The sequence below is a fragment of the Tautonia marina genome (assembly GCF_009177065.1).
Classification (GTDB): domain Bacteria; phylum Planctomycetota; class Planctomycetia; order Isosphaerales; family Isosphaeraceae; genus Tautonia; species Tautonia marina.
Genome location: NZ_WEZF01000026.1, coordinates 25,420 through 49,062, shown reverse-complemented (window position 1 = coordinate 49,062; position 23,643 = coordinate 25,420). Strand labels below are relative to the sequence as shown.

Below are 23,643 nucleotides of genomic sequence, written 5' to 3'. Positions count from 1 at the left end.
CGATCCATCAACCCGATTGAACGCTCGATCCGAACGCGATTCGTGGGTTTCTCGCTCAGATCTTGTTCGCGGGTTGGTCCGGACACGGCGGGATGGTGTCCGAACCAACCGGACTGCGGAAGGTTACGAGGGGGAGCCGGGGGTGATGGGTTTGGGTTCGGAGCGGGGCCAAAAGAGGAGGAGGACAAGGCAGCCGACCATCGGCACGAGGCCGACGATGACGAGGCCGAGGCCGTAGCTGCGGGTCTGCTCGATGAGGCTGCCGATGCGGATCTGCCAGAGGCTGGAGGCGACCCAGCCCCAGGCGGCGAGGCCGCCGGAAAGGATGCCCATGCGGCGGGCGGAAAGTTCCTGGGTGAAGGCGTAGTAGTAAGGGTGGAGGCCGAGGATTCCGGCTCCGGCGATGAGGAGGAGGGCGACCATGAGGGCACCATCGCCGGCAAAGGGGACGAGCGAGGCACCCAGGGCGAGCAGGGAGAAAAGGAGGTAGCCGAGGCGTCGAGCGCTGGAGACGCGCCAGCCTCGGAGGGCGAGGCGGGCCACGAGGAGGCCGGAGAGGATGCAGCCGACATCGGCGACGATGAAGTATGCAGACATGATACCTCGGGTGGCGAACTTGCCGTAGCCGTGGTAGTCCTGCAGGAACAGGCCGAGCCAGGCGCGGAGGAACTGCCAGCTAATGGTCAGGGAGGCGATGACCACGACGAGGACGGCGAGCCGGCGCAGGAGGATGCCGCGATCGCCGGGGGTCGGTATCGGGTCACTGGAGTAGCCGTGAGGCAGGCGCAGTTGCTGGTCTCGGATCGCAAAACCCCACAGAGGGACCCAGGCGAGGCCGACGAGACCAATGGACCAGAACGGGAATTCCCAGGAGAATCCCGACCGTTCGGCCGCCTCGATGTAGAGGGGGACGGCGACCGCGCCGATGGAGGCGCCGCTTTGAAGGATGCCGTTGCCCAGGGCGAGCCCCTGCGGGGGAAGGACGGCGCGGACCGTCAAGAGGGCACAGGGCCAGTGGCCGGCCTCGAAGACGCCGAGCACGACCCGGCAGAGGAGGAGCCAGCGATAGGTGCCGGTGCCGGGGGAGTCGCCGGGCGTCTCGAACCAATCGGTGATCCAGGGCTGGCCGGCGCCGGCCGTGGCGATGCCGGCAATCGACCAGCCGATCAGGACGATCGGGTAAAGCCAGCGCGGTCCCCAGCGGTCGGCGAGGAGGCCGAAGAAGATCGAGCCGAAGGCGAAGGCGTAGCCAAAGCACCCTTCGATCATGCCGACACGGCTCTCGGTCAGCGCGAACTCGTTTTTGAGCGTGGGGAGCGTGACGGCCAGGGCCTGCCGGTCCATGTAGTTGAGCATGGTGGCCAGCAGGAGGACGCCACAGATGAGCCAAACGCGAGCGCCGAGCGCGGGAGGAGTTAGAGATTCCACGAGTCACCTGACCAGTTGATCATACGTTGGAGATAACGGCTCACTCCCTCGGCGAAGACGCGGAACAGGGCCTCGCCTTTTTCCGCCGAGGCAACGGCCGGGTGGCCGATGTGCCCCATCGGACTGCGATCGCGCATGGTCCAGCCGCGAGAGGCGGGCGAGGCTCCGGCGCCGAAGGGGACCTCGGGAACGTCGCGATAATTGGGGGAAACCAGGTCGGGATGAAGGGCGAGCATCATGGAGGTTTCCCACTCGCAGGCGTGGCCCATGGCCGTCTGAGAAAGGCCGGCGATGGACGAGGAGGGGTCGGCGCTCTCCCAGTAGGTGAGGGAGGTGAGCAGCAGGTCGTCGCGATCGCGGTGCGTTTGCCGGAGTTCGAAGATCACCTGCTGCGAGGGGACGATGTTGCCGCCGTGACCGTTGAGAAACGCGATCCGCCGGAAGCCGTGCACGAGGAGGTTCTCGGCAAGATCGCGGAGCAGGTCGAGATAGAGCCTCGGGGTTGCGGAAAGGGTTCCAGGCATATCGAGATGATGATGCGAGTTCCCCAGCCATTGCAACGGGGCAAAGAGGACCTCGTTGGCGACGGGGGTTTCCTTCACGCGGCGCAGGACCTCGCCGAGGAGCATGCTATCGGTGAAGACGGGCATGTGATGCCCGTGCTGTTCAAGCGCGGCGATGGGGAAGACGACGGGGGTGTTTCGGTCGAGGGCGGCCACGGCGGGCCAGTTCAGTTCCATCAGATCCATTGCGGCGGCCTCTCGGCACCTGCGTTGCGCAACAAAGTTCAAAGAGTTTACGGAGCCGCGTTTGCGTGTGCCAGAGACTTGAGCCGTGGGGGGAAAAATCGAGAGTGGCCGGGGCCGAGGGGGATCGTCGAGACCGAGAATCGCGCCCACGATTGCGGATGATCTCGGCGGGGGATGGGGCCAGGACGCAGGGCCGTTCGTGCCAGATGCAGCCCCCCTAACCCGCCTGACGGCCACCCGCCATTCGCCCTCTGGTCGGGGCGGCCGCCGCCTGGCGAGGGTTCTCCCCAAGAGGATGGTCCGGACGCGTCAGAATCGGTCGGCCGAGACGGCCTCGCCTCCCGCCCGTGTCGAGAGGAAGCTGAAGATGCGAGGGTCGACTGATTCCTTGATGAACCGGACCGAGCCGTCGCAGAAGAGGAAATTGCAGCCGCCGGGATGGAGGCTCCAGTAGTCGTCGGCTCCGGCCCCCTTGTGATTGGGGGCGTCGACCCAACGCTGGTCGGGAGACGGGCCGGTGTGCGAGAGGACCATCACGTTGGCCGTCTCGCACTCCTGCACTCTCCACTCGGGGTTGGTGCAGACCTCGGCGTAGGGGATGACGCCGACCCAGGTGGCATCGGCGACGTTTCGAGAACGCTCGCCCGCCATCAGCGTCGTACTGGTCCCGTCCCTGATGTCGCGGACGCCGATGCGGCTGTTACGGTAGAAGACGCCGTTATTCTGGGACGGGAACTCTTCGATCTCCCACTGGCCAGCCGAGGCGACGTACTGGCCGGCAGAGAGGTCGGTGACGAGCGATACCCCCGAGGCATCGCGGAGGGTGACCGGGCCATCCCGCCCCGTCGAACTCGGACAGAGGAAGCCTGAGAGGTTCACGGTGCGAACCGTCTGAGACGCCGACACCGTGATGGGACGGCTGAAATTGACCGTGTTGTACAGCGCCGGTTGTTCCAGGTTGTTGAGCAGCATCGTTCCCCACCCCCAGCCGGGACCGGTTTCGGGGCTGTTGGGATTGGGCGTCTCGGTCCCGGTGATGTAACCGGGCGGAAAGGTGCCTTGCGTCGCGTGATAGTTGTGCATTGCCAGGCCGATCTGCTTCAGGTGGTTCGAGCACTGCATGCGGCGGGCCGCCTCTCGGGCCGACTGGACGGCCGGGAGCAAGAGGGCGATGAGCACACCGATGATGGCGATGACCACAAGCAGTTCAATCAGCGTGAAGGCGCGAACGGGTCGGAAACTCGGCGAGAAACGCATGAAATATGGCTCCTGTCTTGATGGTTCGATTCGCGACGAGGAAGGAGTGGTCGGGCATGCCTCTCGAAGGGGCGGATGACCGGCCGGAATCGTTTCCGCACGCGACCTCAACACAGGAAGGATTGGAGCCAAGCGAACCAAAGGCCTGGCGGGTCTTGCGGCCACCAGACCCGTTCTCGCAGGAAATGGACCTCGAAGCGAGTGAGCCTCGAAGCGACGGGTGGGGGGAGGAAGAGCGGGTCGGCGGAGAGTGGACGTTCGACAACGCGGCCGCCATGAACCGCGGCCAGTGTCCCGACCCCGGAATCGTCGCCGACGCCGCCATCGGGCGATTCAAGGTCAACCGAATGGAAGAAGCCCGCAAGGATGCGAGCCAGATCGGACGCGGCCTCGGCCTGCCGAAGCGGTGTGCCGGTGATCGTGGCGATCAGGGTGAATAGGACTGCCCACCGGCGCATCCGAAGCCCTCCTCAGATAGGTTTATTGTGAGAATCAGGCTCTTTTGCTGTCAAGCGGCGGGTTCGTTTCTCGGCCGTTCACCCAGGCTCACAAAAAATGTTCATCTTTTGCAATCCGCATCGCGTCCGCGAAGTCGAACCTCGGCCATCGCGGAGCGTCTTCGGAGACTCGACGCGCCCCACGAAGGGTGGAGAGCCACACCGCGGACCCGACGGAACGCATTCGGGTCGCGGAGGGATCAGCGGGGGGCGTTGAGGGCATCGGCGAGGGCGGCGCGGAGGAGAGGCTCGGCACCGGGGGCGACCCAGCACCATTCGGAGAGGTTGGTGTCGGATTCGGAGACGGCCTGGTCGGTGGGGATGTAGCCGGGGGCGCATTCGCCGTAACCAAGGGCCATGATGAACTGGTCGGGGCGAAGCTGCTGGGCGAGGAGCTGGTATTCGACGTAGGCTTCGCCGGGGAGAAGGACGAGCTGGGCGGGGCCGAAGTCGATGGCGGGCAGGTCGATCGGGCGTCCGGCGTCGGAGCGTTTGCGCCAGCTCAGGCCGAGGGCGGCGAGGCACTGGCCGAAGGGTTTCGGGTCGTGTTTGAGGCGATCGAGGAGAGCCTCGGGGGTGAAGGCGTCGGTGGATCGGGGAGGGAGGTTGAGGGGGACGGATCGGAAGGAGACGCGTTCGAGGGGAGAACGCTGGGTGGACTGCCAGGAGGCGATCATGGCGCGGTGGAGGCGATCGGCGAGGATGTCGCGGTATTCGGGGGAGCCGTCGTTATATTTGCCGGCGGTGACGTTGCCGCTGCATCCAGAGAAATACATCTGAAAAATGGTAGGATCGTCTGCCTGGCGGCGGGTGCGGGCAAGGCCGACGAAATCGCTGGAAACGGCGCCGCGGCCGTAGGTACTCATGGGGTGGACGGCGTAGGAATGCAAGGCGGCGAGGGGTTGATCGTCGTCCCAGAAGCTAAGGGTGCGCAAGAGGGGATCGATGATTCCCTCGGGCTGGGCCTGGGCGTAGGGGTCGCGGGTCGCGCTGCCTCGGGAAAAGGAGGGCTGGCCGTCGGGGAGGAGGTAGCGGCGGTTGGAGGCGACCCGATCGACCGGGGCGCTACCGAGGCCGATTTCGGTGACACGACGGGCGGAGGGAAGGCTTGCCCTCAGATCGGCGGCGACCTTCTGAACCGCATGTTCATGAAAGTCGAGGTCGCAGACGCTCCCTTGTGCCCCGTGAGCGAGGAGGAGGCGCTCGGCTTCCAGATCGACGACGGGGGCGTCGTGCTGGTGGATGCTGTTGACAAGGACGCGCTCGGGGGTGGTGCCGGCGGCCTCGGCCAGGAGGGAGCGCCAGCGATCGAAGGCGTCGTTGCGGATCTCGCACCAATCGACGGCGACGACGACCAGGGGGTGATCGAGGCCGAGCAGCACGATGCCTCGGGCGAGCAGTGGGTCGCGAATTTCGGAGGCGGGCTCGACCCCGCCGCCCATGCAGGGGTGGCCGAGAGGGATGGTGACATCAGTCGAGAAGGTGGCGAGGCGGAAGCCCTGGGCGGGGGATGATCCCCGGGCGGTTCCGGCCAGGCTCCCGGCAAGGGCGGCAAGACCGCCGAGGGCGGTGCGACGTGTGATGGAGAGGTTGATGTTCATGTCATTCTTTCAGGCAATCAATTTGAATGCAAGGGGGGGGCAGCAACGCCGCAAGAGGCTTTTGTCCGGACCTAGCCTGTCGAACCCGCCAGGCGATTCCCGGCGCCTCGTGTCTCTGCGCGACCCGCCGGGTGGGGGAGCTTCGATGTTTCCCATCAAGAAGGAATCCGATTCCAGGCGGGAGCAGGCCGTGCGTCGACCTCGATCCAGGAGCGGAAGACGTTGTCATCGACGTTCCGACCGCTGAGGACGACGACAAGGTCGCCGGACGTGCCCAGGTCGACCCGGCGATCGAGCAAGGCCGCCACGCCGATCGCCCCAGAGGGCTCGACCCGGAGGCCGTGCTGGTCGTACAGCCATCGCATGGCGACGCGGGTGGCGAGGTCGGGCAAGGCGACCGCACGGGTCACGAGGCGCTGGAGGATCGGCCAGTTGTGCTCCCCCACGTCGTAGGAGAGCAGTCCGTCGCAGATGCTCCGGGGGTGGTCGAGGCGGACCCGTCGCCCGAGTTCGAGCGATTGCCGGAAGTCGTCGGCCTCAGAAGGCTCGACCGAGACGATCTGGCTTGAGGGGAAGCCATCGGCGATCCCCAGCGCCATGCCGGCCATCAGGCCCCCGCCGCTGACCGGACAGAGGAACGTCGAGAGGTCGCGCCCCTCATGCTTCAAGGCCCGAACGATCTCCAGGGCGCCGACCCCGTTGCCCGCGATGATGTGGGGATCGTCGTAGGGGGATGCCTGGATGGCTCCTTCGGTCTGGGCGATCGCGCGGGTCAGGCGATCGCGTTCGCCCGTCTCGTGGTCTCGGGAGATGTCGTAGGTCTGGATCTCGGCACCGAAGGCTCGGGTCTTTTCGAACTTCACGCGGGGGGCCGTTTCGGGCATGACGACGATGACCCGTCGGCCGAAGCAGAGGCCCGCGAAGGCGATTCCCGAGGCGAAGTTGCCGGACGAATGGGCCACCACGGGCCGATCCCCGATCTCATCGAGGTGGTGTGCCATCCAGTTCAAGGCGCCGAGGAGCTTGAACGACCCGGACGGCATCCAGCCGAAATCCTTCAGCCAGACCCGGCGATCGGAGGGCAGCCCAAGCTCGCGCTCCAGGGGGTACGACCGGATCAAGGGAGCCGGCGAGACGAACGGCCGCACCAGAGGTTCGGCGGCGAGGACCGCGTCGATCGAGATCTCGGGGAGAACCATGATCCATCCTCGAACATGGCACGATCAGTTCAGGCAAGAATCCCCTGGATCGGCCGACCGAGGCAGAGGGCGAGCGGGCGGCCGAGGGTATCGACCAGCTCAAGCTCGGGATCGACGCCGAGGCAGTGGTAGATGGTGGCGGCGATGTCGGCAGGGGTGACGGCGTCTCGGGAAGGGTAGGCAGCCCAGCGATCGGAGGCGCCATACACGGTCCCGCCACGGATGCCGGCGCCGGCGAGCACGGTGCTGAAGCAGTGGGCCCAGTGGTCGCGGCCGTCGCGGCCGGCACCGGCGCCGCCGACGACGGACTGGCCGACCTTGGGGGTGCGGCCGAACTCGCCAGTCCAGACGACGAGCGTTTCGTCGAGCAGGCCGCGGGCCTCCAGGTCGTCGAGCAACGCGGAAAAGGCCTGATCGGCCGGGGGCATGAGGCGGTCTTTGAGGTCGATGAAGTTGCGGTTGTGGGTGTCCCAGTAGACGCTGACGTTGGTGATGCCGTCGTTCTGCCAGAAAACGGTCGTCAAGGGCACCCCGGCCTCGACGAGGCGGCGGGCCTGCAAGACGGCCTGGCCGTGGGCGTGCATGCCGTAGCGTTGGCGGAGGCGCGGGTCTTCCTGGGTGAGATCGAACGCATCGAGCGCGCGACGGTCGGTGAGGAGGGCGTGGGCGCGCTCGTAATGGGAGGACATGGCATCGACCTGGGGGGACTGCTCCAGGTGCCGGGCCTGCTGCTCGACGAGCTGGAGGAGCCCCTGCCGGACGTCACGCCGGGTGGGGCCGACCTCGGCGGGGAGGCGGAAGTCGCCGACGTCGTAATCGGGGAGGCTGGGGTCGTGGTCGATCGAGAACGGATTGAGAGCGGGCCCGAGCCAGCCGGCCCCCTGGCCGTGGCTCTGCTCGACGAATCGAGGAGCGCCGTCGGTGCTGACGGGCATGAACTGGACGTACGGAGGCAACGGAGAGCGGCGCTTGAAGTGGTCGATGTGTTCCAGCACCGCGCCGTAGTGGGGCCAGTCCTCGTTCATCGGGCCGCCGCCGGGGCGAGGGATGGGGCGGCCGGTGAGGAGTTCGTGGGTAGCGGTGGTGTGGTTGACATCGCGGTGGTGGACCGAGCGAATGACGGCGAGCTTGTCGCAACGGGTGGCCAGGCGGGGGAAGTGCTCGGAGATTAGGAGGCCGGGGACGTTGGTCTCAATCGGCTTAAATTCGCCGCGCACCTGCTCGGGGGCGTCGGGCTTCAGGTCCCAGGTTTCCTGCTGCGCGGGGCCGCCCCACATGAACAGGAGGATGCACGCCTTGGCCTTGCCGAAGCTCGACGGCGGAGCCATCACGCTGGCCGATCGGGCCTGGGCGTTGAGCAAGGTGGGCAGGTTCATGCCGAGTAGGCCCAGGCCGCCGGCGCGGAGGAACTCGCGGCGAGAGCGTTGCAGGCCCGATCGGAAGGAACCGCAACCTCGATTGACTCCCCGCATCATGCAGCCCTCCCTTGATTCTGTGACTCGTCGCCCCCCGTTCGACCCGACCGACCCAGAACCCGCCGCGCTCCGGAGGGGAGATCAACATCAGTTTAACCTATCCGATCCGGACGGGTGTGAGCAAGGCGGGCCTTTCCATCGATAGGGCGATTGCAAGGCGGTTCCGTTGGGTGCCGTCGCGTCGTCGAAGATGCACCGCCGGGCTTCGAGAGCGGATGGGTGCGTCTTCGACGACGCGACGGTACCCGACTACAACCTCTTCCACTCAATAATGGTGGGTTTTTGCTGGGTGGCCCCGGTTGCTCGTCAACCGGGGTCGCGGAGCGACGAGCAGTCTCGGTGGGGCCTCCCGTCGCCTCTCGCGGCTGCGCCGCCCCGGTTGGCGAGCAACCGGGGCCACCCAAGGCAAAGAGGCGACACAGCATTTTCGGATGGAAGGTCTACTCCAAGCACGTTGCAATCGTTCTGGTTAGCTCTGGAGCGCGGTGATGAGATCGACGAGGGCTTTCTTGCCGTCGGCGAAGTACATCAGGGTGTTGTCGGCGGCGAAAAGGGGGTTCGGGATGCCGGCGAAGCCGGGGGAAAGGGAGCGTTTGATGACGATGACGGTGCGGGCCTTGTCGACGTCGAGAATCGGCATGCCGGCGATGGGGCCGGTGGGGTCGGTGCGGGCGTCGGGGTTCACGACGTCGTTGGCGCCGATGACGATGGCCACGTCGGTCTGCTCGAACTGGGGGTTGGCTTCCTCCATCGTAAGAAGCTTTTCGTAGGGGATGTCAGCCTCGGCGAGCAGGACGTTCATGTGGCCGGGCATGCGGCCGGCGACGGGGTGGATGGCGAAATCGACCCGCACGCCGCGCGATTCGAGCAGGTTGGCCAGGTCGCGCACCGAGTGCTGGGCCTGGCTGACAGCCAGACCGTAGCCGGGGACGATCATCACCCGCTGGGCGATTTCGAGGATCATGGCGATTTCTTCGGGACCGGCCGACTTGACCCGACCGGCGTAGACCTCGTCCCCCTTGCCGCCGCCGGGCTGAGATGCGACCGCGCCGACGCCACCAAAGAGGACGTTGGTCAGCGATCGGTTCATGGCGTCGCACATGATCCGGGTGAGAATCAGGCCCGAGGCGCCGACGAGCGACCCGGCAATGATGAGCATGGTGTTGTTCAGGACGAACCCGGTGGCGCAGGCGGCCAGGCCGGAGTACGAGTTCAACAGCGCGATCACCACCGGCATGTCGGCCCCGCCGATCGGGATGACGGCCAGCACGCCGAGCGCTGAGGCGACGAGAACCAGCCCCCAGTAGGCGAGCGGTTGGTCGGGCTGGACGGCCACCATCGCGGCCAGGCCGAGGGTGGCGATCAGGAGCAAAGCGTTGACGACGTGACGGCCGGGAAAGAGGATCGGGTTGCCCGAGATCAACTCTTGCAGCTTGGCGAAGGCAATGAAGCTGCCAGAGAGGGTGACGGCACCGATCAGGCCCGAAACGGCGGTGGCAATCGTGAGCTGGTAGGTCACCTCGCGCTCGGTCAGGCCGACCGCCTCAACCAGGGCGGCGCCGGCGACGAGAATCGACGCACCACCGCCGAAGCCGTTCAGGACGGCGACGAGCTGCGGCATGGCGGTCATCGGAATACGAACGGCCAGGACGGCGCCGACGAGCGAGCCGAGAGCGAGCCCGACGAGGATGCCGCCGAAGCCGATGATTTCCTGATTGAGCAAGGTTACGACGACGGCAATGAGCATGCCCGTCGCGCCCAGCAGGTTGCCGCGGACGGCGGTTCGGGGGTGGCTCAGCCCTTTCAGGCCCAGGATGAACAGGGCCGAGGCGACGAGGTAGGCGAGATTGATGAGCGATGTGGACACGGTTCAGCTCTTCCGTCGAAACATCCCGAGGATGCGATGGGTGACGAGGAATCCGCCCACCACGTTGATCGTTGCCAGGGCCACGGCCAGCACGCCCAGCACGGAGGTCAGGGTCGAATACTGCAAGCCCGCCGAGAGAATCGCCCCGACCAGGGTGATCCCTGAGATAGCGTTCGACCCGGACATCAACGGGGTGTGCAAGGTGGGGGGAACCTTCGTGATGACCTCGAAGCCCACAAAGAGGGCGAGCACGAAGATCGTCAGGGAGAAGACAAGCAGTTCCATCGAATCACGATCTCCCTGAGTCGCCGGGGACTTCCGAAGGGATGCCGAGGGCCTCAAGGACCCGAGGGTGGACGACCTTGCCGCCTCGGGCGATGAGGGTCTCGCGGGTGATCTCGTCGGACGAATCCATCGCGAGCTGACCGTCTTTCAACAGGTGAAGGAGCAAGGTGGTGATGTTGCTCGAATACATCTGGCTGGCGTGATACGGAACGGTGCCGGCCAGGTTGACCGCGCCGACGATGCTGACGCCGTGGGTGGTGACGACCTCACCGGCCCGGCTCAGCTCGCAGTTGCCGCCGCGTTCGGCGGCCAGATCGATGATGACCGAGCCGGGGGTCATGGCCTCGACCATGTCGGCGGTGACCAGGACCGGAGCCTTGCGGCCGGGAACGTTGGCGGTGGTGATTACGACGTCGCTTTCGGCCACAACCCTGGCCATCAGTTCGCGCTGGCGGCGGAGGAAGTCTTCGCCCTGGGCCTTGGCGTAGCCGCCGGTGTCTTCGGCGTCGCCGGATTCGAGAGGAAGCTCGACGAACTTGGCGCCGAGGCTCTGAACCTGTTCCTTGACCGCGGGCCGAACGTCGAAGGCTGAGACAACCGCTCCCATGCGACGGGCCGTGGCGATGGCCTGGAGCCCGGCCACGCCGACGCCCAGAACCAGGACTCGGGCGGGAGAGATGGTGCCCGCGGCGGTCATCATCATGGGGAACATACGGCGGAGCGTGTCGGCGGCGATCACGACGGCCTTGTAGCCGGCGACGGTGGCCATCGAGGACAGGGCGTCCATGCTTTGGGCGCGGGTGATCCGAGGGAGCATCTCGATGGCGAAGGCGGTGATGCCGGTCGCGGCCACCTCCTGGACGGTCTCGGGGGCTCCCAGCGCCCGGAAGAAGCCGAGGGCGATCTGGCCGGGGCGGTAGCGGGGCAAGTCGTCGCGTCCGCGATCCTGATTGGCCCCGAGGCCGAGCAAGTGCAGGAGGATGTCGGATCGGGCGAAGACCTCGTCTCGACTGGAGACGATGGTTGCCCCTTTTTGCTCGTAGGTGGGATCGGGGTAGCCCGCTTCGAACCCGGCGCCGGTCTCGACCAGGACCTCGCAACCGGCCTTCTTCAGCAAGGGCACCGACGCGGGGATGAGGGCCACGCGACGCTCCCCCGGGAAATTCTCCTTCACGACGCCGACGATCATGATTACTCCGCCTTCGAGTCCAGCAGTCCGTTCGAAGCCGTAAGCATCGCTGAATTGATCGAACGACTCAAGACCCCGCCGGAAAGACCACGGGGGAGCCTCGGCCCGTTGGGACCGGCGGCTCCCCGCGTGATGGGTCGAACCTGGGATGGCTCAAGGGAAGGTGATTATTCGGCGATGCCGAGTTCCTTGAGCTTCTTGGCGGTGTCGGTGCCGGCGTTCTCGGTGTTGATCTGGGAGTCGATGGCCTGGATGACGCCGTCCTTGTCGATGTAGAAGGTGACGCGGCGGGCGAGCGGGCGCTCGGGCATCAGGACGCCAAAGGCCTTGGCAACCGAAGCGTCGGGATCGCTCAAAATCGGGTAATCGGCGTTGAGCGACTGGGCGAAGCGGGTGTTCTCATCGACGGTGTCGGTGCTGGCGGTGAAGTAGGCGACGTTCAGGTCCTTGAGCTGGTCGCCCTGTTCGGCGTAGGCCGTGCACTGCTTGGTGCAGCCGCCGGTGAACGCCTTCGGGAACCAGGCGATGACGACGGCCTTCTTGCCTTTGAAGTCGGAGAGGGAATAGGTCTTGCCGTCCGACGCCTTCAGGGTGAAGTCGGGGGCCTTGTCGCCGACCTTCAAGCCTTCCTGAGCGGTGGCCGAAAGGGCGAGGCCGAGGGTCAGGCCGACGACGGCCAGAGCAGGGGCAAGGATGCGAGTCATGAGGAATCGACTCCCTGGAATGGGTGGGGTGCGATCGGGTGGAGGCAAAACGGGAGGAATGGCGTCCCTCGGAACGGGTGATTCCGAACGCGCCAGGCATTCTCGTCATAGCAAGCCGACGCGGGGGATTCAACCGGATGATCCTCGCAATTATCCCGATCAGGGTCGTTCTCGGAGGCTCGCTCGAAATGCCAGCGCGGGAGAACCCCCGCAACGTCGCCAGGCCGGAACGGGCTGTTCTTCTGGGATTCTCTGAATGGGGAGAGGTTCCGCGTGACGCACGCGAGATCAACACCCATCACGATCATTGATTGACATGGAGTTGGGGACCGCGTGTAAAGTGAATGGGTCGGCGATGCTCCGCAACATCTGGAACCGCGACGATGCAATCGCTTGAGCCAAAGACCAGAATCTCCCTCCTCCGGAAGCTGAGCGAACCTTCAAGCGACCCGGTCGAGTGGTCACAGTTCGTGAACTCCTATGGCCCGCTGGTCCTGAGCTGGTGTCGGGGCAAGGGGCTGCAGGAGCAGGACGCCCGGGATGTGGCGCAGGAGGTCTTCCTCTGCTTCGCCCGGCAGGCCACGCGATTCCGCTACGATCCGTCTCGGAAATTTCGGGGCTATCTGCGAAGGCTGACGCACGCGGCCTGGTGCGACTGGGTCGAGCGGCATCGCCCCTGGCACCGAGGAACGGGAGACACGGCGGTTGTCCGTCTGCTTGAGCGGATTGCCGATCGAGACGTGTCGGCAGCGTGCCGGGAGGCCGAGGTGGACCAGGAGCGGCTCGAACGGGCGATGCGACTCGTTCGGGCCCGGGTCGAGCCCCGTACCTGGGACGCCTTCCGACTGCTGGCGCTCGAAGGATTGTCTGGGGAGGAGGCGGCGGTTCGACTCGGCATGAAGCGGGGTTCGGCCTTCGCCGCGCGCTGCAAGGTTCAGCGGCTGATCAGGCTTGAGATCGCCCGGTTCGAGGCCGAGGGGAAGATCGAAGCGGGCGGCTTCGAGGCGTCGGGATGATCCCCGACGGTTCCGGAGGGTTGCGGGGATGGCTCGTGGGTCATCGGCCGGCCAGGGATTTCGGCAGTCGTTCCCGTTCCTCGTTGATCCAGGCTCGCAGGATCTCCGGATCGCGTCCCGGAGAGGTGGGGCCGGCGTCCCGAAGGGTGTCAAGCATCGCATCGGCCTCAAGGAGCAGGCGGGACGCCTCTTCGGATGCCCCCTGCTCAATCCGCGTGGTCGCGAGCCCGCAGAGGTGATCGATTACGAAGGCCGTGACGGCCGTGTCATCGGGCTGTCGGGCCAGGACGTCGCGGGAGAAGGCGAGGGCCTCGGCCTGAACGGTGGCGGCCTTCTCATAGTGTCCGAGGCGATGGTACGTACCCGCGAGGTTGGTGGCGGCCATCGCCCGGACAAAGAACTGGTCGGTGTTGCTGACGTCCTCCGGAGCGATCACCCTGGCGAGGCGGTAGGCGGCCTCGAAGTCAGGCATCGCGGCCTCGGGTCCGTTCTGCGTTTCCGAAGCCAGGGCGAGCCTCGTCGCCGATTCGACCAGCGATTGTCGAAAGGCAATGTCGTCGGGGGCCCGTTCGAGGACGATCATCCCTTCCTCGATGCAGCGTCGGCGGAGGCGATCGGCCTCGTCGAGGTCACCTTCGAGACCGCGAAGCTCGGCCAGCGTTTCGAGCATCTGCACCTCGCTGGCGATCCAGGGCGTTTCGGCGGAGTGCTCCTGAAAATAGCGGGCATAGGTTGAGGTGACCTCGGCGAGGTGCTTTGAGGAGATGCGGCGGAGCTCCGGTTGCGATGAGGCGTTCATCGTCCTGATCGCCTTGGCGGACGCTCCCATGCCCTCGGCCATGACCTGGAGCACACGGCGGGCGTGGTCGGCGCTGGCGCGGGCGTCGTTCTCGCGCTCGACGGCAAGAAGGCGGCGGTCCTCGGCGATGGAGCGGAGTCGCGCCTGCTCCCGAGCGACCAGCAGTCCGCCGACGGCCATTGTCAGCAGCAAGATGGCCACCGAACACACCAGGGCCGCTTGCTTCGGGTGCCGACGAGCCCGCCGGATCATCGATCGAACCGGACCGATCGGCCGGGCCTTGATCGGGAGACCGTCCAGGAATCGCTTGAGGTCGGCCGTCAGGTCGTCGGCCGACGCATAGCGGCGTTCGGGACGCTTTTCCAGGCAGGTGCGGCAGATGGTGTCCAGGTCGCGGGGGATCACGTCGTCGAGCCTGCGGGGCGGGACCGGATCACACTCGACGACCTGGCGGAGCGACTCGGCCTCATTGGCCGCCTGGAACGGGGGCCGACCGGTGAGCATGGCGTAGAGGGTCGCCCCCAGGGCGTAGATGTCGGCCGGCGGTCCGACCGGGCCGAGGGTCGTGTCGATCTGCTCGGGAGCCATGTAGCCGGGGGTCCCGATGGCGAGCCCCGTCGAGGTCAATCGGTCGTTCGAATCGACCTCCCGGGCCAGGCCGAAGTCGGTCAGCCGGGGAGAGCCGTCGGCAGCGAGCAGGACGTTGCGGGGCTTGATGTCGCGGTGGATGATCCCCTGCTCGTGGGCGGCGGCCAAGGCCAGTGCGAGGGTCCGGGCCAGCTCGGCGGCTTCTCGGGGCGGGAGCGGGCCGTGCTCCAGGCGATGGCTCAGGTCGCCCCCCTCGACCCACTCCATGACGATGGAGGGGAGGCCGTCGAACTCGCTGATGTCGTGGACCTTGACGATGTTCGGGTGATTGAGTCGGGCGAGTGCCCTCGCCTCGCGGAATGCTCGGGAGCGGGCCTTGGGTGCGAGTCGACCGGCGGACGAAAGGACCTTGATCGCCACCGACCGGTCCAGGCCCACCTGTCGGGCGCGGTACACGATCCCCATGCCACCCCGGCCGAGTTCTTCGAGTTCGTCGAATCCCGGCAGTGTTGGGAGCGTGGCCGGTTCCCGATCGGCATCTGATGCCTCCCAGCCGTCGATGCGTTCGAGCCGATCGAGCCACGACTGCGAGGGATCCTGATCGGGCTTCGCCGTCACCTCGGCCACCGACGGCCATTCGGCCAGCAGGGCGAGCCGATCGCGGCAGGTTTCGCACGCGTCGAGGTGCGCTTCCAGGTCGTTGCATTCCCGATCATCGACCTGGTCGGCCAGGAATCGTTCCCAGCGGCTCGGATCGGGGCAGGTGTCCGTTGGCTTCACGGTGTCCCTCCAAGGTTCTCGGAAACCTCCGGCACGGCCATCGGGCTCACCTGGCTCGTCGACGGATCTGGTTTTCAAGACTGGGATTTCGGGCGATCTGGGGCTGATCGCTACGTTGCATCCTGCCTGGGGCCCATTGGAACACATTCTAGTGCTTGGAAGTCTGTTCGAGGAGTGTCTCCGAAAATATTTATCGCCGCGGGTGCTAACTTTCGGCCCGGCACCCCCAAGAAGAGGAGAGGAGGGCCGTTCGACGGTCGCCGGTTGTAGATGGCGAGTTCTCCTCAGCCCGTGGCGCCCGAGGGCTCCCCGATTCAATCGCCCCTGCGCCTTCATGAAGCCCCAAACTCGGGAGAACATCCGATATGACCAGGATTCCCAGCCACCCGTTCTACTCGACCTCGGCTCTCGTCGTACTGGTCCTCGGCCTTTGGTCCTCGGCTGATTCCCACGCCAGGGCCGGTCTAGTGGTCTCCAACCTCAGCAACACACAGGATTCCGCGTGGAGGATCGGCAGTGGGTCGACGCTCCTAGATTCTCCAGTTGCCAATCAATTCACGACCGGCTCAGGGCCAGGTTGGATTCTGGACTCGGTCGTGCTTAATCTCGGAGTGTTTGAGACTCCCAGCGGGTCCGTGAGCGTTGCACTCTTCGCGGATCTCAGCGGTTTGCCAGGGACGACCCCTCTCGTGAGTTTTCTGGGCTCCAACCCAAGCTCATCGGCCGAGGAGATCACGTTCACGCCGCAGAACATGCTGCAGCTGTCCGCGAACACATCCTACTGGTTAATGGTTTCTGCGAATGTGAATGACAATTTCTTCTGGAATTTCACGGGCGATCCTAACCAAACGGGTCTGGCTGGCTGGTCAATCGGAGACACGTCCTATGCCGGGTATGGTACTGACGGCTGGACCGCGTTGGAAAATCCGTTCTCCGATCCCCGGAACGGCCCGGCTCCAATCCTATTCCAGGTGAATGCCACGGAGGTATCAGCGGTTCCTGAGCCTTCCACTCTGGCGATGGGCGGCATGGCTGTGGTGCTGATCGGGCTCGGCGCGTACCGGCAGCGACGCCGAAGCCGGAGTTGACGCGAGGGAGCCAACCCTCGATTCAACTTGAGCACCCCCTGCATCGTGGCCGGGGGTTCTCGCTTGAGCCGGGATCGGATCGTCGGCCCGGCATATCGCTTGATGTGACCACTCACGACACCTCATCATCCATGCGACAGGAAGGCGAGCCGCGTGAGCTCGCCACCCGTCGTGACCGCTTGAAACTCAGGAGCATCTTCCGATGAATCGACCAATGATGGCCGGGCTGGCCATGGTGCTGGCGCTGGTTGCCGGCTGCTCGAAGGAGGAAATCGAGGCGGACATGGACGCGGCCGGGCAGGCCGTGGAAGGTGCCGTCGACGGGACCCGCGACGCCGTAGGAAGTGCCGTCGACGGGACCCGCGACATGATGGGCGGGGCGGTCGAGGCGACCGGCAAGGCCATCGAAGACTCGGCCGATTCGGTCGGCGGCGCCGCCGAGGGCACCGTCGATGCCGTCGGCAAGGCGGCCGAGTCCGTCGGCCTGGAGGAGACGGGCCGGAAGATCGAGGACGCGGCCCCGGGGATCGGCGAGGAGGCCCGCTCCGACACCGACGCCGCCGGCAAGGCGGTCGAGGGGGCCGGCAAGGCGATCAGGGGCGAGCCCTCTGGAGAACCAGACAGCAACCGCTGAGAAAACCTGTCACCCGCCGTGGTGGCTCGACAACCGGGTGGCCTGGCCTGGCGCCGGGACAGGTCATCGGGTTGTCACCTGAATCGTTGCGTTCGTCATTCATTCCACCGACTCGTTCCCACTCCTCCCCAGACATCACCGTGAGGCACCCATGATCCGCTATGCGTTGATCTTCCTCGTCGTGGCCATCGTGGCCGCCGTCTTCGGGTTCGGCGGACTGGCGCAGGACGCGGCCTGGATCGCCAAGATCCTCTTTTTCATCTTCCTGGTCCTGTTCGTCGTCTCCTTGATCCTGGGCCGCAAGGGGCCGTCGACCGGGCTCTGAGCCTCGGGACTTCACGGAACGATGGGGCCTGGACCATGATCGAGGGCCACGATTACACGATCTATAGCAGCGGGCTGGGAGGCCGGGCGCGGATGTACGCGCTGCTGGCCCTGATCACCGCCTTCCTGACCCCGCTGGCCCAGCACGGGGTCCTGGTCCTGATTCGCCGCTACGGGGGAGACGACTGGGACCTCGCCGAGAAGGCCCTTTTCTTCGGCGGCTTCACGGCGCTGATTCTTTTCGGCGTCCTGATCAATCTCTTCGACGCCTATGTCTGGCGAACCGAGCTGGGGACGTGGATGTTCCGGCTGGCCGGGCTGCCGGCCCCGTCCGACCTCTCCGGGGAATACCACGGGACGATCGAGCTGTACTCGCCGTCGGAGTCGGGATCGGTCTTTCGCACGGGCTATTTCATGAAGATCTCCCAGACCTGGGAGCAGATCAGTGTGATGGTCGAGCGTGAGGCGGAGAGCGGCGGCCAGGTGCGGGTCCACAGCGATCTGGGGAGCCTCCACATCGGGATGATGGCCGAGCTGGTGACGCTCCGCTTCATGTACACGTTCGAGGAGAACCTGCCGCGGCGGGAAGGGGGCGGCATGATGGCTCGCCGCTTCTCCGGGGCGGCGACCTTCGAGTTCCGGCGGGACGGTGAGACCTGGAAGGTGATGGGTCACTTCTTCGATGACATCGGCCGGTCCGGCCAGGTGCGCCTGGAGCAAGGGTTGGCCGGAGCCTCGAATCAGGCCCCTAACGATCGCAGAGTCGAATCTCAGGACACTTCTGCGTAATTCCCTGGAACCTTTCTGGGGAACGATCGTATACTCGATGAACCAACGAATGAGGAACGACCCGCCGGTCCGTGGCTTTTGTCGGCGGCGCTTCACATTAAGTCCTTTCCGATTGAGTTGCGTCCGCCGACGCAGGAAGAGAATTCGCAATGGCAGCACGACCACCCCGCCGAGGCGGTGGCCCGCCTCCCCGCCGCGCCGGCTCGACGTCGGGCGCGGGTCCGCAATCGAACCGTAAACCCCGGCCCGCCGGCCTTCCGACCGGCCCGCGGCCGTCATCCGGCCCGCGACCGACGGCGGGTCCTCGTCGATCGTCGTCGGCAGGGCGTGGCCCGGCTCGATCCGGCGGGTCGAGCGAAGGAGATCGCCTGAATAAAGTGCTCGCGGCGGCCGGGCTCGGCTCGCGGAGAGCGGTGGAAGAACTGATTCTCCAGGGTCGCGTGCTGGTGGATGGCCAGGTCGTGCGCGATCTGGCCACGCGGGTCGATCCGACGCAGGCGACGATTACCGTCGATGGCGAGCGGATTCGCCAGGAAAAGATCGTTTATCTGGCCGTCTACAAGCCGAAGGGGTTTGTCACGACCAATTCCGACCCGTCCGGGCGGCCTCGGGTCATCGACATCGTGCCCGACTTGCCGCAACGGGTCTATCCGATCGGTCGGCTCGACGAGGACAGCACGGGCCTGATTCTCTTGACCAACGACGGGGAGCTGGCCAACCGGCTGGCGCACCCGAAGTTCGGGGTTGAGAAGGTGTATCGCGTGCTGGTCGCCGGCAAGCCAGGGCCGGAAGTGATTGACAAGCTGGTGGAAGGGGTCTGGCTTGCCGAAGGGAAGGCAAGGGCACGATCGGCCCGGTTCGTGAACGAGAAATCGAATCACGGCGAAGCCACGATGATCGAGCTGACCCTGGCCGAAGGGAAGAATCGCGAAGTGCGCCGGATGCTGGCGAAACTCGGCCACAAGGTCATGCGCTTGACTCGCGTTTCGGTCGGGCCGGTGACGCTCAAGGGGCTTTCGGCCGGTCAGTGGCGGTATCTGGAACCGGACGAGGTCGCAATGCTTCGCCGGGTTGCCTCCGGAGAGTCGCTCCGGCCCCGAGACGCCAAGCGTCGTGAGGCTCCTCGACGGAAATCCGAAGGGGGACCGGCCCCATCCGGCCCTCGGTCGGGCATGGGTCATCTGGTCGGATCGGCCGATGGTCCGAGGGGCAAGCGCCCCGGCGGCCCGCCGCGAGGCGGTCGGGATCGGGACCAGGGGGGAGGACGACCGGGAGGCGTTCCCCGGCGAGGGGCTGTCGGCTCGTTCGCCCCACCGCCGACCGGTGTGAAAGGGAAACGCCCGGCTTCGCTCGACGACGGGCCCGATGAGGTGTTGATTCCGCCGATCTTCAGCGGGAACTTCGACGGCCCTCCTCCGGCCGGACGACCGCCCCGGCCCGCCGGGCCTCGGTCGCGGCCACCGGCCGGTCGTCCGCCGGCCAGCGGCGGCCCGCCTCGGAGTCGAGGATCGGCGGGTGCTGGTCCCAAGCGTCGCAGTTCCGGAGGTCCTGGTGGCCCGCCGATTGGCGGCGGCGGCAATGGTCCCTCGGGCGGACGGCGCCCGGCGATCAAGCCACCCGGCCAGGTTGCCAAGCGTCGGCCGAAGCCGTTGCCGAAGTCGCGGCGGTCGAAGCCTGCGGGGGACGAGTGATCGGAGCGGAGGGGCGGGCGGAATCGAATCGTCGCGTTTCAAGTGATGGTTGCGAGCGAGTCGAGGCGACTGCCCCCCCTCACCCGGCCTGCGGCCACCCTCTCCCCCGCAAGCGAAGCGGCGGGTGAGGGTTGAGAGCGGTTGAACGCGGGAACCCGGCGTGACGGGTCGTCTTCCGGACTTGTTTCAAGGATCGCCCGGTGTTGGGAGGAAGTCGCCTGATGGATGCGGTGGTTCCGGCCTGTGCGGCGCATCGTTCGGTGGAGATCGTCGAGAATGTCCCGATCGCCAGGGGGACGTACCGCATCCGGCTGCTGGCCCCGGAGATGGCGCGTTGCATCATTCCGGGGCAGTTCTTGATGATCCGGCCGACGCGCCAGGGCTCGACCGACCCGTTCTTCGGTCGACCGTTCGCGTTGTATGACATTGTGCCAGGGCCTTCGGGAACTCCGGAAGCGATCGACATTGTTTACCTGGTGATCGGTCGAGGCACGGCCGCACTGACCGAGCGCCGGGCGGGGGAAACCGTGGAGGTCTGGGGGCCGCTCGGTAACGGCTTCGGCCCCCCTCCCGAGGACGGAGGCCCGGTGACGTTCGTGGCCGGGGGAATCGGGCAAACGCCGTTTCTCGCGCTCGGTCGATGGTGGACCGGCCGGCAATCGTACGGGGCCGAGCCGACCGGCTGGACGGGTCCGGTCGCGTCGTCGAGCGAGTTGCTTTACGGAGTGCGCACCGCGGAACTTGCCGCGGGGGTCGAGGACTTCGAGCGGGCCGGCATCCGCGTGGCACTGGCGACCGACGACGGATCAGCAGGCTTTCACGGGTTCGTGACGACCTTGCTGGAGCAGCGGTTGCAAGCGGGGCACCGGCCGAGCAAGCTTGTCGGGTGCGGGCCTCCGGCGATGCTCAGCGTGCTGGCGGGGATTGCCGATCGGGAAGGGATTCCGTGCGACGTGTCGCTTGAAAACCAGATGTCGTGCGGCTTCGGGGCCTGTTTTAGCTGCGTCGTGCCGATGCGACAGGCCGACGGCTCGACCGACCTGAAACGGGTGTGCGTGGAAGGGCCGATTGTGAGGGCGGCGGAGGTGGCCTGGCCGCTGGGCGGCGGGCATTGAGGGCGGCGGATTGATCGGCCAGTCTCCGCAATCCGATTCCCGACGACGGTGAGAGCGGTTCCACCGAGCTGAGAGGCCCCGATTGCTCACCAATCGGGGTCGCGCAGCGACGAGAGATGATCCCCCGCCTTCGGGACCTCTTGCGGCGGAGCCGCCCCGGTTGGCGAGTAACCGGGGCCACCCCAAACCCGGGAAGGTGTTCGTAAATACCGCCTCAGGAGCGGCTTCGGGAGCGGATCTGGTCGCGGAGGCGGGCGGCGCGTTCGTAGTCTTCGTGTTCGACCGCCTCGTCGAGCTGTTCGCGGAGGGTCTTGGGGACCTCGAAATGATGCCGGACCTCCCCTTCCAGGCGGCGGAGGCGCTCGATGTAGGCGACGGTCGGCGTTTCGAGTTCGCCCGGGGGGAGTTCGAGGGCCTCGAAGTCGTCGAGATCGTCCATTTCGAGGAGGGTCCGGGCGTGACGTTCGAGCCGGTCGATCCCCTCGCGGATGGCGTCGATTGCTTCCTCGGGGCTGGTCCGTTCCAGAGCGAGGGCGGCGGAGGCCTGAGTCCGGTCGAAAAGGATGCCGGCGCGAAGGCGCTCGTGACGCTCGACGTATTCGGGGGTCGGGCCGAAGTCGGCGATGAAATCCATCAGGTTGAGGCTGTGCTCGGCGTCGCGGAGGGCACGCTCGTAGTGCTGGAGCGTGAGGAAGGCGACACGGCGGTGGTAGAACTGCACGAGTTCGCGGTCGGCCTCGGCGCAGTGTTCGGGCGTCATCGACCATCCGACCGGGCCGGGATCGGCGGCGGCCTGTGATCGCCGACGCCTCCGGAATTTGGAGCGATGGCGGAGGTAGTCGAGGTAGGTCAAGAAGCCGCGAGGTCGTGCGCCGTCGGGTCGGCCGTCGAGTTCCATCTGAAGCACGCCAAGATCGACCCGGATCTGGAGGACGGTACGACCGTCGCGCGCCAGGATTTCTCGGGCTTCGACCTCGTCGAACTCGGGGTCGTAGGGCCAGCCCCGAAGGGCCTCGTCAATATCGCGCCGCATAATCGCTCCCGGTTCGGCGACTGGGAAAAATGGTCCGGGTCCGTGGGCGGGCGCTGGAGCGGTCCCAGAGGTATTATAGCGGATCGGCTCGCCGAGGGCACGGGCGGGGTCTCGTTGACAGGCGAAGGGCCTCGTCCGAGAATGCTCGCGGCCCTCGCAACGGCGGTCGCTTCGAGCCGTCCCGACTTCACGGAAACCGTCCTCATGTTCACGAGCCTCCCCGGATTGGCCCAGTCGATTGAACGCCTGATTGACGACACGCCGATCATCGACCCGCACACGCACATCCATTGCGATCGGCCGTCGGCCACCGACCTGACCGCCCTGTTCGGCTACCACTGGGTTCAGACCGAGCTGATCGCCGTCGGAATGCCGAAGGAGGACCTCGACCCAGCGTTGCCGACCGATGAACGCATCCGTCGGATGATTCCGTACCTGAAGCGGATGCGGAACACGGCGATGTCGTGGTGCGTCTACCGGATTCTCTGGGATCTGTACGAATTCGCCGAGCCGGAGGTCACAGAAGCGAACTACCGCGACCTGCTCGACCGGGTCGAAGCCAAGGGGAAAGACCCGGAGTGGCCGGCCCATGTGCTTCGGGATCGCTGCAACATTCAGACCTTTGTGACCAGCCTGGGCAATCGGGGGGAAGCGTCAAGTAGCGTTGCGCCCGATGCGCTGTTTATGCTCGATGCGCACTACCTGTTTTGCCCGGGAGTGGCCACCGACCTCGACCCGTTCTTCACCGGCAGGACGCGGAAGCTGGACTATTTCGAGGCGTTGAGTCAGGCGTTCGGATCGCATCCGGGATCGTCGGGCGAGCTGTCTCGGGCGGTGCAGGGCTGGCTCGATCGGACCGTGACCGGGCCGGTGCGGTTCACCAACACGTTCATTCCGATTGAGCAGCGATTCCGACGGCCCGATCCGGCCACGATCGACGCCATTCTCGCCCGGATCGGAACGGCGAAGGACCAGACCGAGGCCGATGTCGATGCTCTGGTGGACGCGGTGACCTGGGCGATTCTGGAATGGCACCACGAGCGACGTAAGGCGGTGCAGATTGCCGTTGGCGCCGAATATTTCATCTGTGACGGCAAGAGCATCCCTCGGTTCCAGCCGAACTGGACGAGCGAGATGGCAAGGACGTTCCACGAATTCGGCAATGCCCGGTTCGACATCATGATGGCCTCCGACGTGCTGTCGCAGGAGGTCGCCGTGCTGGCCCGGCAGTTCCCGAACGTTTACACGTCGGGCTACTGGTGGCACACGTTCTTCCCGTCCTTGATCGAGCGGCACTTTGCCTTGCGGTCGCAGGTGGTGCCGATGACGAAGTTCTGCGCCTATCTGAGCGACTCGTATTCGGTCGAATGGGCGTATGGCAAGCTCCAGGTCATCAAGCGGGCGATTGCCTCGGCCCTAGCGCATCAGGTGGAATCGGGCTTTGCGAGGGAGGAGGATCTGCCGGCCCTGCTCCAGCAAATCCTGCACGACTCTCCCCGAGACCTCTACGACCTGCAGCGCTGAGATGGCGGAAT

22 protein-coding genes are annotated in these 23,643 nt (G+C 66.1%); 10 read left to right on the top strand and 12 right to left on the bottom strand.

Going from position 1 to position 23,643, the window contains the following annotated elements; all coding sequences use genetic code 11:
• Positions 1–123 precede the first annotated feature (123 nt).
• From GA615_RS23955 to GA615_RS23945, 3 genes are all read right to left on the bottom strand, one after another.
• On the bottom strand, positions 124–1,428 hold the full coding sequence (locus GA615_RS23955; protein WP_152053866.1) for an MFS transporter: 1,305 nt from the start codon (positions 1,426–1,428) through the stop codon (positions 124–126).
• The gene (locus GA615_RS23950) at positions 1,416–2,177 is read right to left on the bottom strand and encodes a creatininase family protein (protein ID WP_152053865.1); all 762 of its coding nucleotides are present in this window, start codon (positions 2,175–2,177) and stop codon (positions 1,416–1,418) included. The genes GA615_RS23955 and GA615_RS23950 overlap by 13 nt, the downstream gene beginning before the upstream one ends.
• A 309-nt stretch (positions 2,178–2,486) precedes the next feature.
• Positions 2,487–3,434, bottom strand: a complete 948-nt coding sequence (locus GA615_RS23945; protein ID WP_152053864.1) for a DUF1559 domain-containing protein — start codon at positions 3,432–3,434, stop codon at positions 2,487–2,489.
• A 56-nt stretch (positions 3,435–3,490) separates the two neighbouring features.
• Here GA615_RS23945 and GA615_RS23940 point away from each other — a divergent pair, with 56 nt between their 5' ends.
• Positions 3,491–3,874 (top strand): hypothetical protein, encoded by a 384-nt coding sequence (locus tag GA615_RS23940; RefSeq protein ID WP_152053863.1) that lies wholly within the window; start codon positions 3,491–3,493, stop codon positions 3,872–3,874.
• Positions 3,875–4,131: 257 nt separating this feature from the next.
• On the opposite strand, the gene GA615_RS23935 is transcribed toward GA615_RS23940, so the two are convergent.
• From GA615_RS23935 to GA615_RS23905, 7 genes are all read right to left on the bottom strand, one after another.
• Positions 4,132–5,532, bottom strand: coding sequence for a hypothetical protein (locus GA615_RS23935; RefSeq protein WP_152053862.1), 1,401 nt, complete (start codon positions 5,530–5,532; stop codon positions 4,132–4,134).
• Positions 5,533–5,687: 155 nt separating this feature from the next.
• The gene (locus GA615_RS23930) at positions 5,688–6,731 is read right to left on the bottom strand and encodes a threonine ammonia-lyase (protein ID WP_152053861.1); all 1,044 of its coding nucleotides are present in this window, start codon (positions 6,729–6,731) and stop codon (positions 5,688–5,690) included.
• 29 nt (positions 6,732–6,760) lie between these two features.
• On the bottom strand, positions 6,761–8,206 hold the full coding sequence (locus GA615_RS23925; protein WP_235905652.1) for a DUF1501 domain-containing protein: 1,446 nt from the start codon (positions 8,204–8,206) through the stop codon (positions 6,761–6,763).
• Positions 8,207–8,675: 469 nt separating this feature from the next.
• Positions 8,676–10,073: an NAD(P)(+) transhydrogenase (Re/Si-specific) subunit beta gene (locus GA615_RS23920; RefSeq protein ID WP_152053860.1), complete on the bottom strand. Its 1,398-nt coding sequence runs from the start codon at positions 10,071–10,073 to the stop codon at positions 8,676–8,678.
• Between the two features lie 3 nt (positions 10,074–10,076).
• Entirely contained in the window at positions 10,077–10,358 is a 282-nt protein-coding gene (locus tag GA615_RS23915; protein ID WP_152053859.1) for an NAD(P) transhydrogenase subunit alpha, read from the bottom strand.
• A 4-nt stretch (positions 10,359–10,362) separates the two neighbouring features.
• Entirely contained in the window at positions 10,363–11,547 is a 1,185-nt protein-coding gene (locus GA615_RS23910; protein ID WP_152053858.1) for a Re/Si-specific NAD(P)(+) transhydrogenase subunit alpha, read from the bottom strand.
• A gap of 167 nt (positions 11,548–11,714) precedes the next feature.
• Positions 11,715–12,251, bottom strand: coding sequence for a peroxiredoxin family protein (locus GA615_RS23905; protein ID WP_152053857.1), 537 nt, complete (start codon positions 12,249–12,251; stop codon positions 11,715–11,717).
• Between the two features lie 383 nt (positions 12,252–12,634).
• Here GA615_RS23905 and GA615_RS23900 point away from each other — a divergent pair, with 383 nt between their 5' ends.
• Entirely contained in the window at positions 12,635–13,267 is a 633-nt protein-coding gene (locus tag GA615_RS23900) for an RNA polymerase sigma factor (protein ID WP_161602525.1), read from the top strand.
• A 40-nt stretch (positions 13,268–13,307) separates the two neighbouring features.
• Here GA615_RS23900 and GA615_RS23895 read toward each other — a convergent pair whose 3' ends face one another.
• Complete coding sequence (locus GA615_RS23895) at positions 13,308–15,434, bottom strand: serine/threonine-protein kinase (RefSeq protein ID WP_161602524.1); 2,127 nt, start codon at positions 15,432–15,434, stop codon at positions 13,308–13,310.
• Between the two features lie 365 nt (positions 15,435–15,799).
• Here GA615_RS23895 and GA615_RS28605 point away from each other — a divergent pair, with 365 nt between their 5' ends.
• The 7 genes from GA615_RS28605 (at position 15,800) to GA615_RS23865 (ending at position 21,075) form a co-directional block, all read left to right on the top strand.
• Positions 15,800–16,522, top strand: a complete 723-nt coding sequence (locus GA615_RS28605) for a choice-of-anchor R domain-containing protein (RefSeq protein WP_152053854.1) — start codon at positions 15,800–15,802, stop codon at positions 16,520–16,522.
• 202 nt (positions 16,523–16,724) lie between these two features.
• Positions 16,725–17,156: a hypothetical protein gene (locus GA615_RS23885; protein WP_152053853.1), complete on the top strand. Its 432-nt coding sequence runs from the start codon at positions 16,725–16,727 to the stop codon at positions 17,154–17,156.
• Positions 17,157–17,307: 151 nt separating this feature from the next.
• Positions 17,308–17,481 (top strand): DUF1328 domain-containing protein, encoded by a 174-nt coding sequence (locus tag GA615_RS23880; RefSeq protein WP_152053852.1) that lies wholly within the window; start codon positions 17,308–17,310, stop codon positions 17,479–17,481.
• Between the two features lie 35 nt (positions 17,482–17,516).
• Positions 17,517–18,269 (top strand): hypothetical protein, encoded by a 753-nt coding sequence (locus tag GA615_RS23875; protein ID WP_152053851.1) that lies wholly within the window; start codon positions 17,517–17,519, stop codon positions 18,267–18,269.
• 117 nt (positions 18,270–18,386) lie between these two features.
• Positions 18,387–18,641: a hypothetical protein gene (locus GA615_RS27920; RefSeq protein WP_201750300.1), complete on the top strand. Its 255-nt coding sequence runs from the start codon at positions 18,387–18,389 to the stop codon at positions 18,639–18,641.
• A 41-nt stretch (positions 18,642–18,682) separates the two neighbouring features.
• The gene (locus tag GA615_RS23870; RefSeq protein WP_235905651.1) at positions 18,683–19,960 is read left to right on the top strand and encodes a pseudouridine synthase; all 1,278 of its coding nucleotides are present in this window, start codon (positions 18,683–18,685) and stop codon (positions 19,958–19,960) included.
• 221 nt (positions 19,961–20,181) lie between these two features.
• Positions 20,182–21,075 carry a dihydroorotate dehydrogenase electron transfer subunit gene (locus GA615_RS23865; RefSeq protein WP_152053849.1) on the top strand — a complete coding sequence of 298 codons (894 nt, stop codon included), beginning with the start codon at positions 20,182–20,184 and terminating at the stop codon, positions 21,073–21,075.
• A gap of 214 nt (positions 21,076–21,289) precedes the next feature.
• On the opposite strand, the gene GA615_RS23860 is transcribed toward GA615_RS23865, so the two are convergent.
• Positions 21,290–22,108, bottom strand: coding sequence for a UvrB/UvrC motif-containing protein (locus GA615_RS23860; protein ID WP_152053848.1), 819 nt, complete (start codon positions 22,106–22,108; stop codon positions 21,290–21,292).
• 141 nt (positions 22,109–22,249) lie between these two features.
• On the opposite strand from GA615_RS23860, the gene GA615_RS23855 reads away from it, so the two are divergent.
• Positions 22,250–23,632: a hypothetical protein gene (locus GA615_RS23855; RefSeq protein ID WP_235905650.1), complete on the top strand. Its 1,383-nt coding sequence runs from the start codon at positions 22,250–22,252 to the stop codon at positions 23,630–23,632.
• Positions 23,633–23,643: the final 11 nt, after the last annotated feature.

Bases quoted from the DNA above. Each gene is read 5' to 3' on its own strand.
- GA615_RS23945 (WP_152053864.1), bottom strand. From the start codon at position 3,434: ATGCGTTTCTCGCCGAGTTTCCGACCCGTTCGCGCCTTCACGCTGATT.
- GA615_RS23940 (WP_152053863.1), top strand. From the start codon at position 3,491: ATGCCTCTCGAAGGGGCGGATGACCGGCCGGAATCGTTTCCGCACGCG.
- GA615_RS23910 (WP_152053858.1), bottom strand. From the start codon at position 11,547: ATGATCGTCGGCGTCGTGAAGGAGAATTTCCCGGGGGAGCGTCGCGTG.
- GA615_RS23935 (WP_152053862.1), bottom strand. From the start codon at position 5,532: ATGAACATCAACCTCTCCATCACACGTCGCACCGCCCTCGGCGGTCTT.
- GA615_RS23915 (WP_152053859.1), bottom strand. From the start codon at position 10,358: ATGGAACTGCTTGTCTTCTCCCTGACGATCTTCGTGCTCGCCCTCTTT.
- GA615_RS23930 (WP_152053861.1), bottom strand. From the start codon at position 6,731: ATGGTTCTCCCCGAGATCTCGATCGACGCGGTCCTCGCCGCCGAACCT.
- GA615_RS23900 (WP_161602525.1), top strand. From the start codon at position 12,635: ATGCAATCGCTTGAGCCAAAGACCAGAATCTCCCTCCTCCGGAAGCTG.
- GA615_RS23880 (WP_152053852.1), top strand. From the start codon at position 17,308: ATGATCCGCTATGCGTTGATCTTCCTCGTCGTGGCCATCGTGGCCGCC.
- GA615_RS23950 (WP_152053865.1), bottom strand. From the start codon at position 2,177: ATGGATCTGATGGAACTGAACTGGCCCGCCGTGGCCGCCCTCGACCGA.
- GA615_RS23855 (WP_235905650.1), top strand. From the start codon at position 22,250: ATGCTCGCGGCCCTCGCAACGGCGGTCGCTTCGAGCCGTCCCGACTTC.
- GA615_RS23875 (WP_152053851.1), top strand. From the start codon at position 17,517: ATGATCGAGGGCCACGATTACACGATCTATAGCAGCGGGCTGGGAGGC.
- GA615_RS23885 (WP_152053853.1), top strand. From the start codon at position 16,725: ATGAATCGACCAATGATGGCCGGGCTGGCCATGGTGCTGGCGCTGGTT.
- GA615_RS23865 (WP_152053849.1), top strand. From the start codon at position 20,182: ATGGATGCGGTGGTTCCGGCCTGTGCGGCGCATCGTTCGGTGGAGATC.
- GA615_RS23860 (WP_152053848.1), bottom strand. From the start codon at position 22,108: ATGCGGCGCGATATTGACGAGGCCCTTCGGGGCTGGCCCTACGACCCC.
- GA615_RS23905 (WP_152053857.1), bottom strand. From the start codon at position 12,251: ATGACTCGCATCCTTGCCCCTGCTCTGGCCGTCGTCGGCCTGACCCTC.
- GA615_RS23925 (WP_235905652.1), bottom strand. From the start codon at position 8,206: ATGATGCGGGGAGTCAATCGAGGTTGCGGTTCCTTCCGATCGGGCCTG.
- GA615_RS28605 (WP_152053854.1), top strand. From the start codon at position 15,800: ATGACCAGGATTCCCAGCCACCCGTTCTACTCGACCTCGGCTCTCGTC.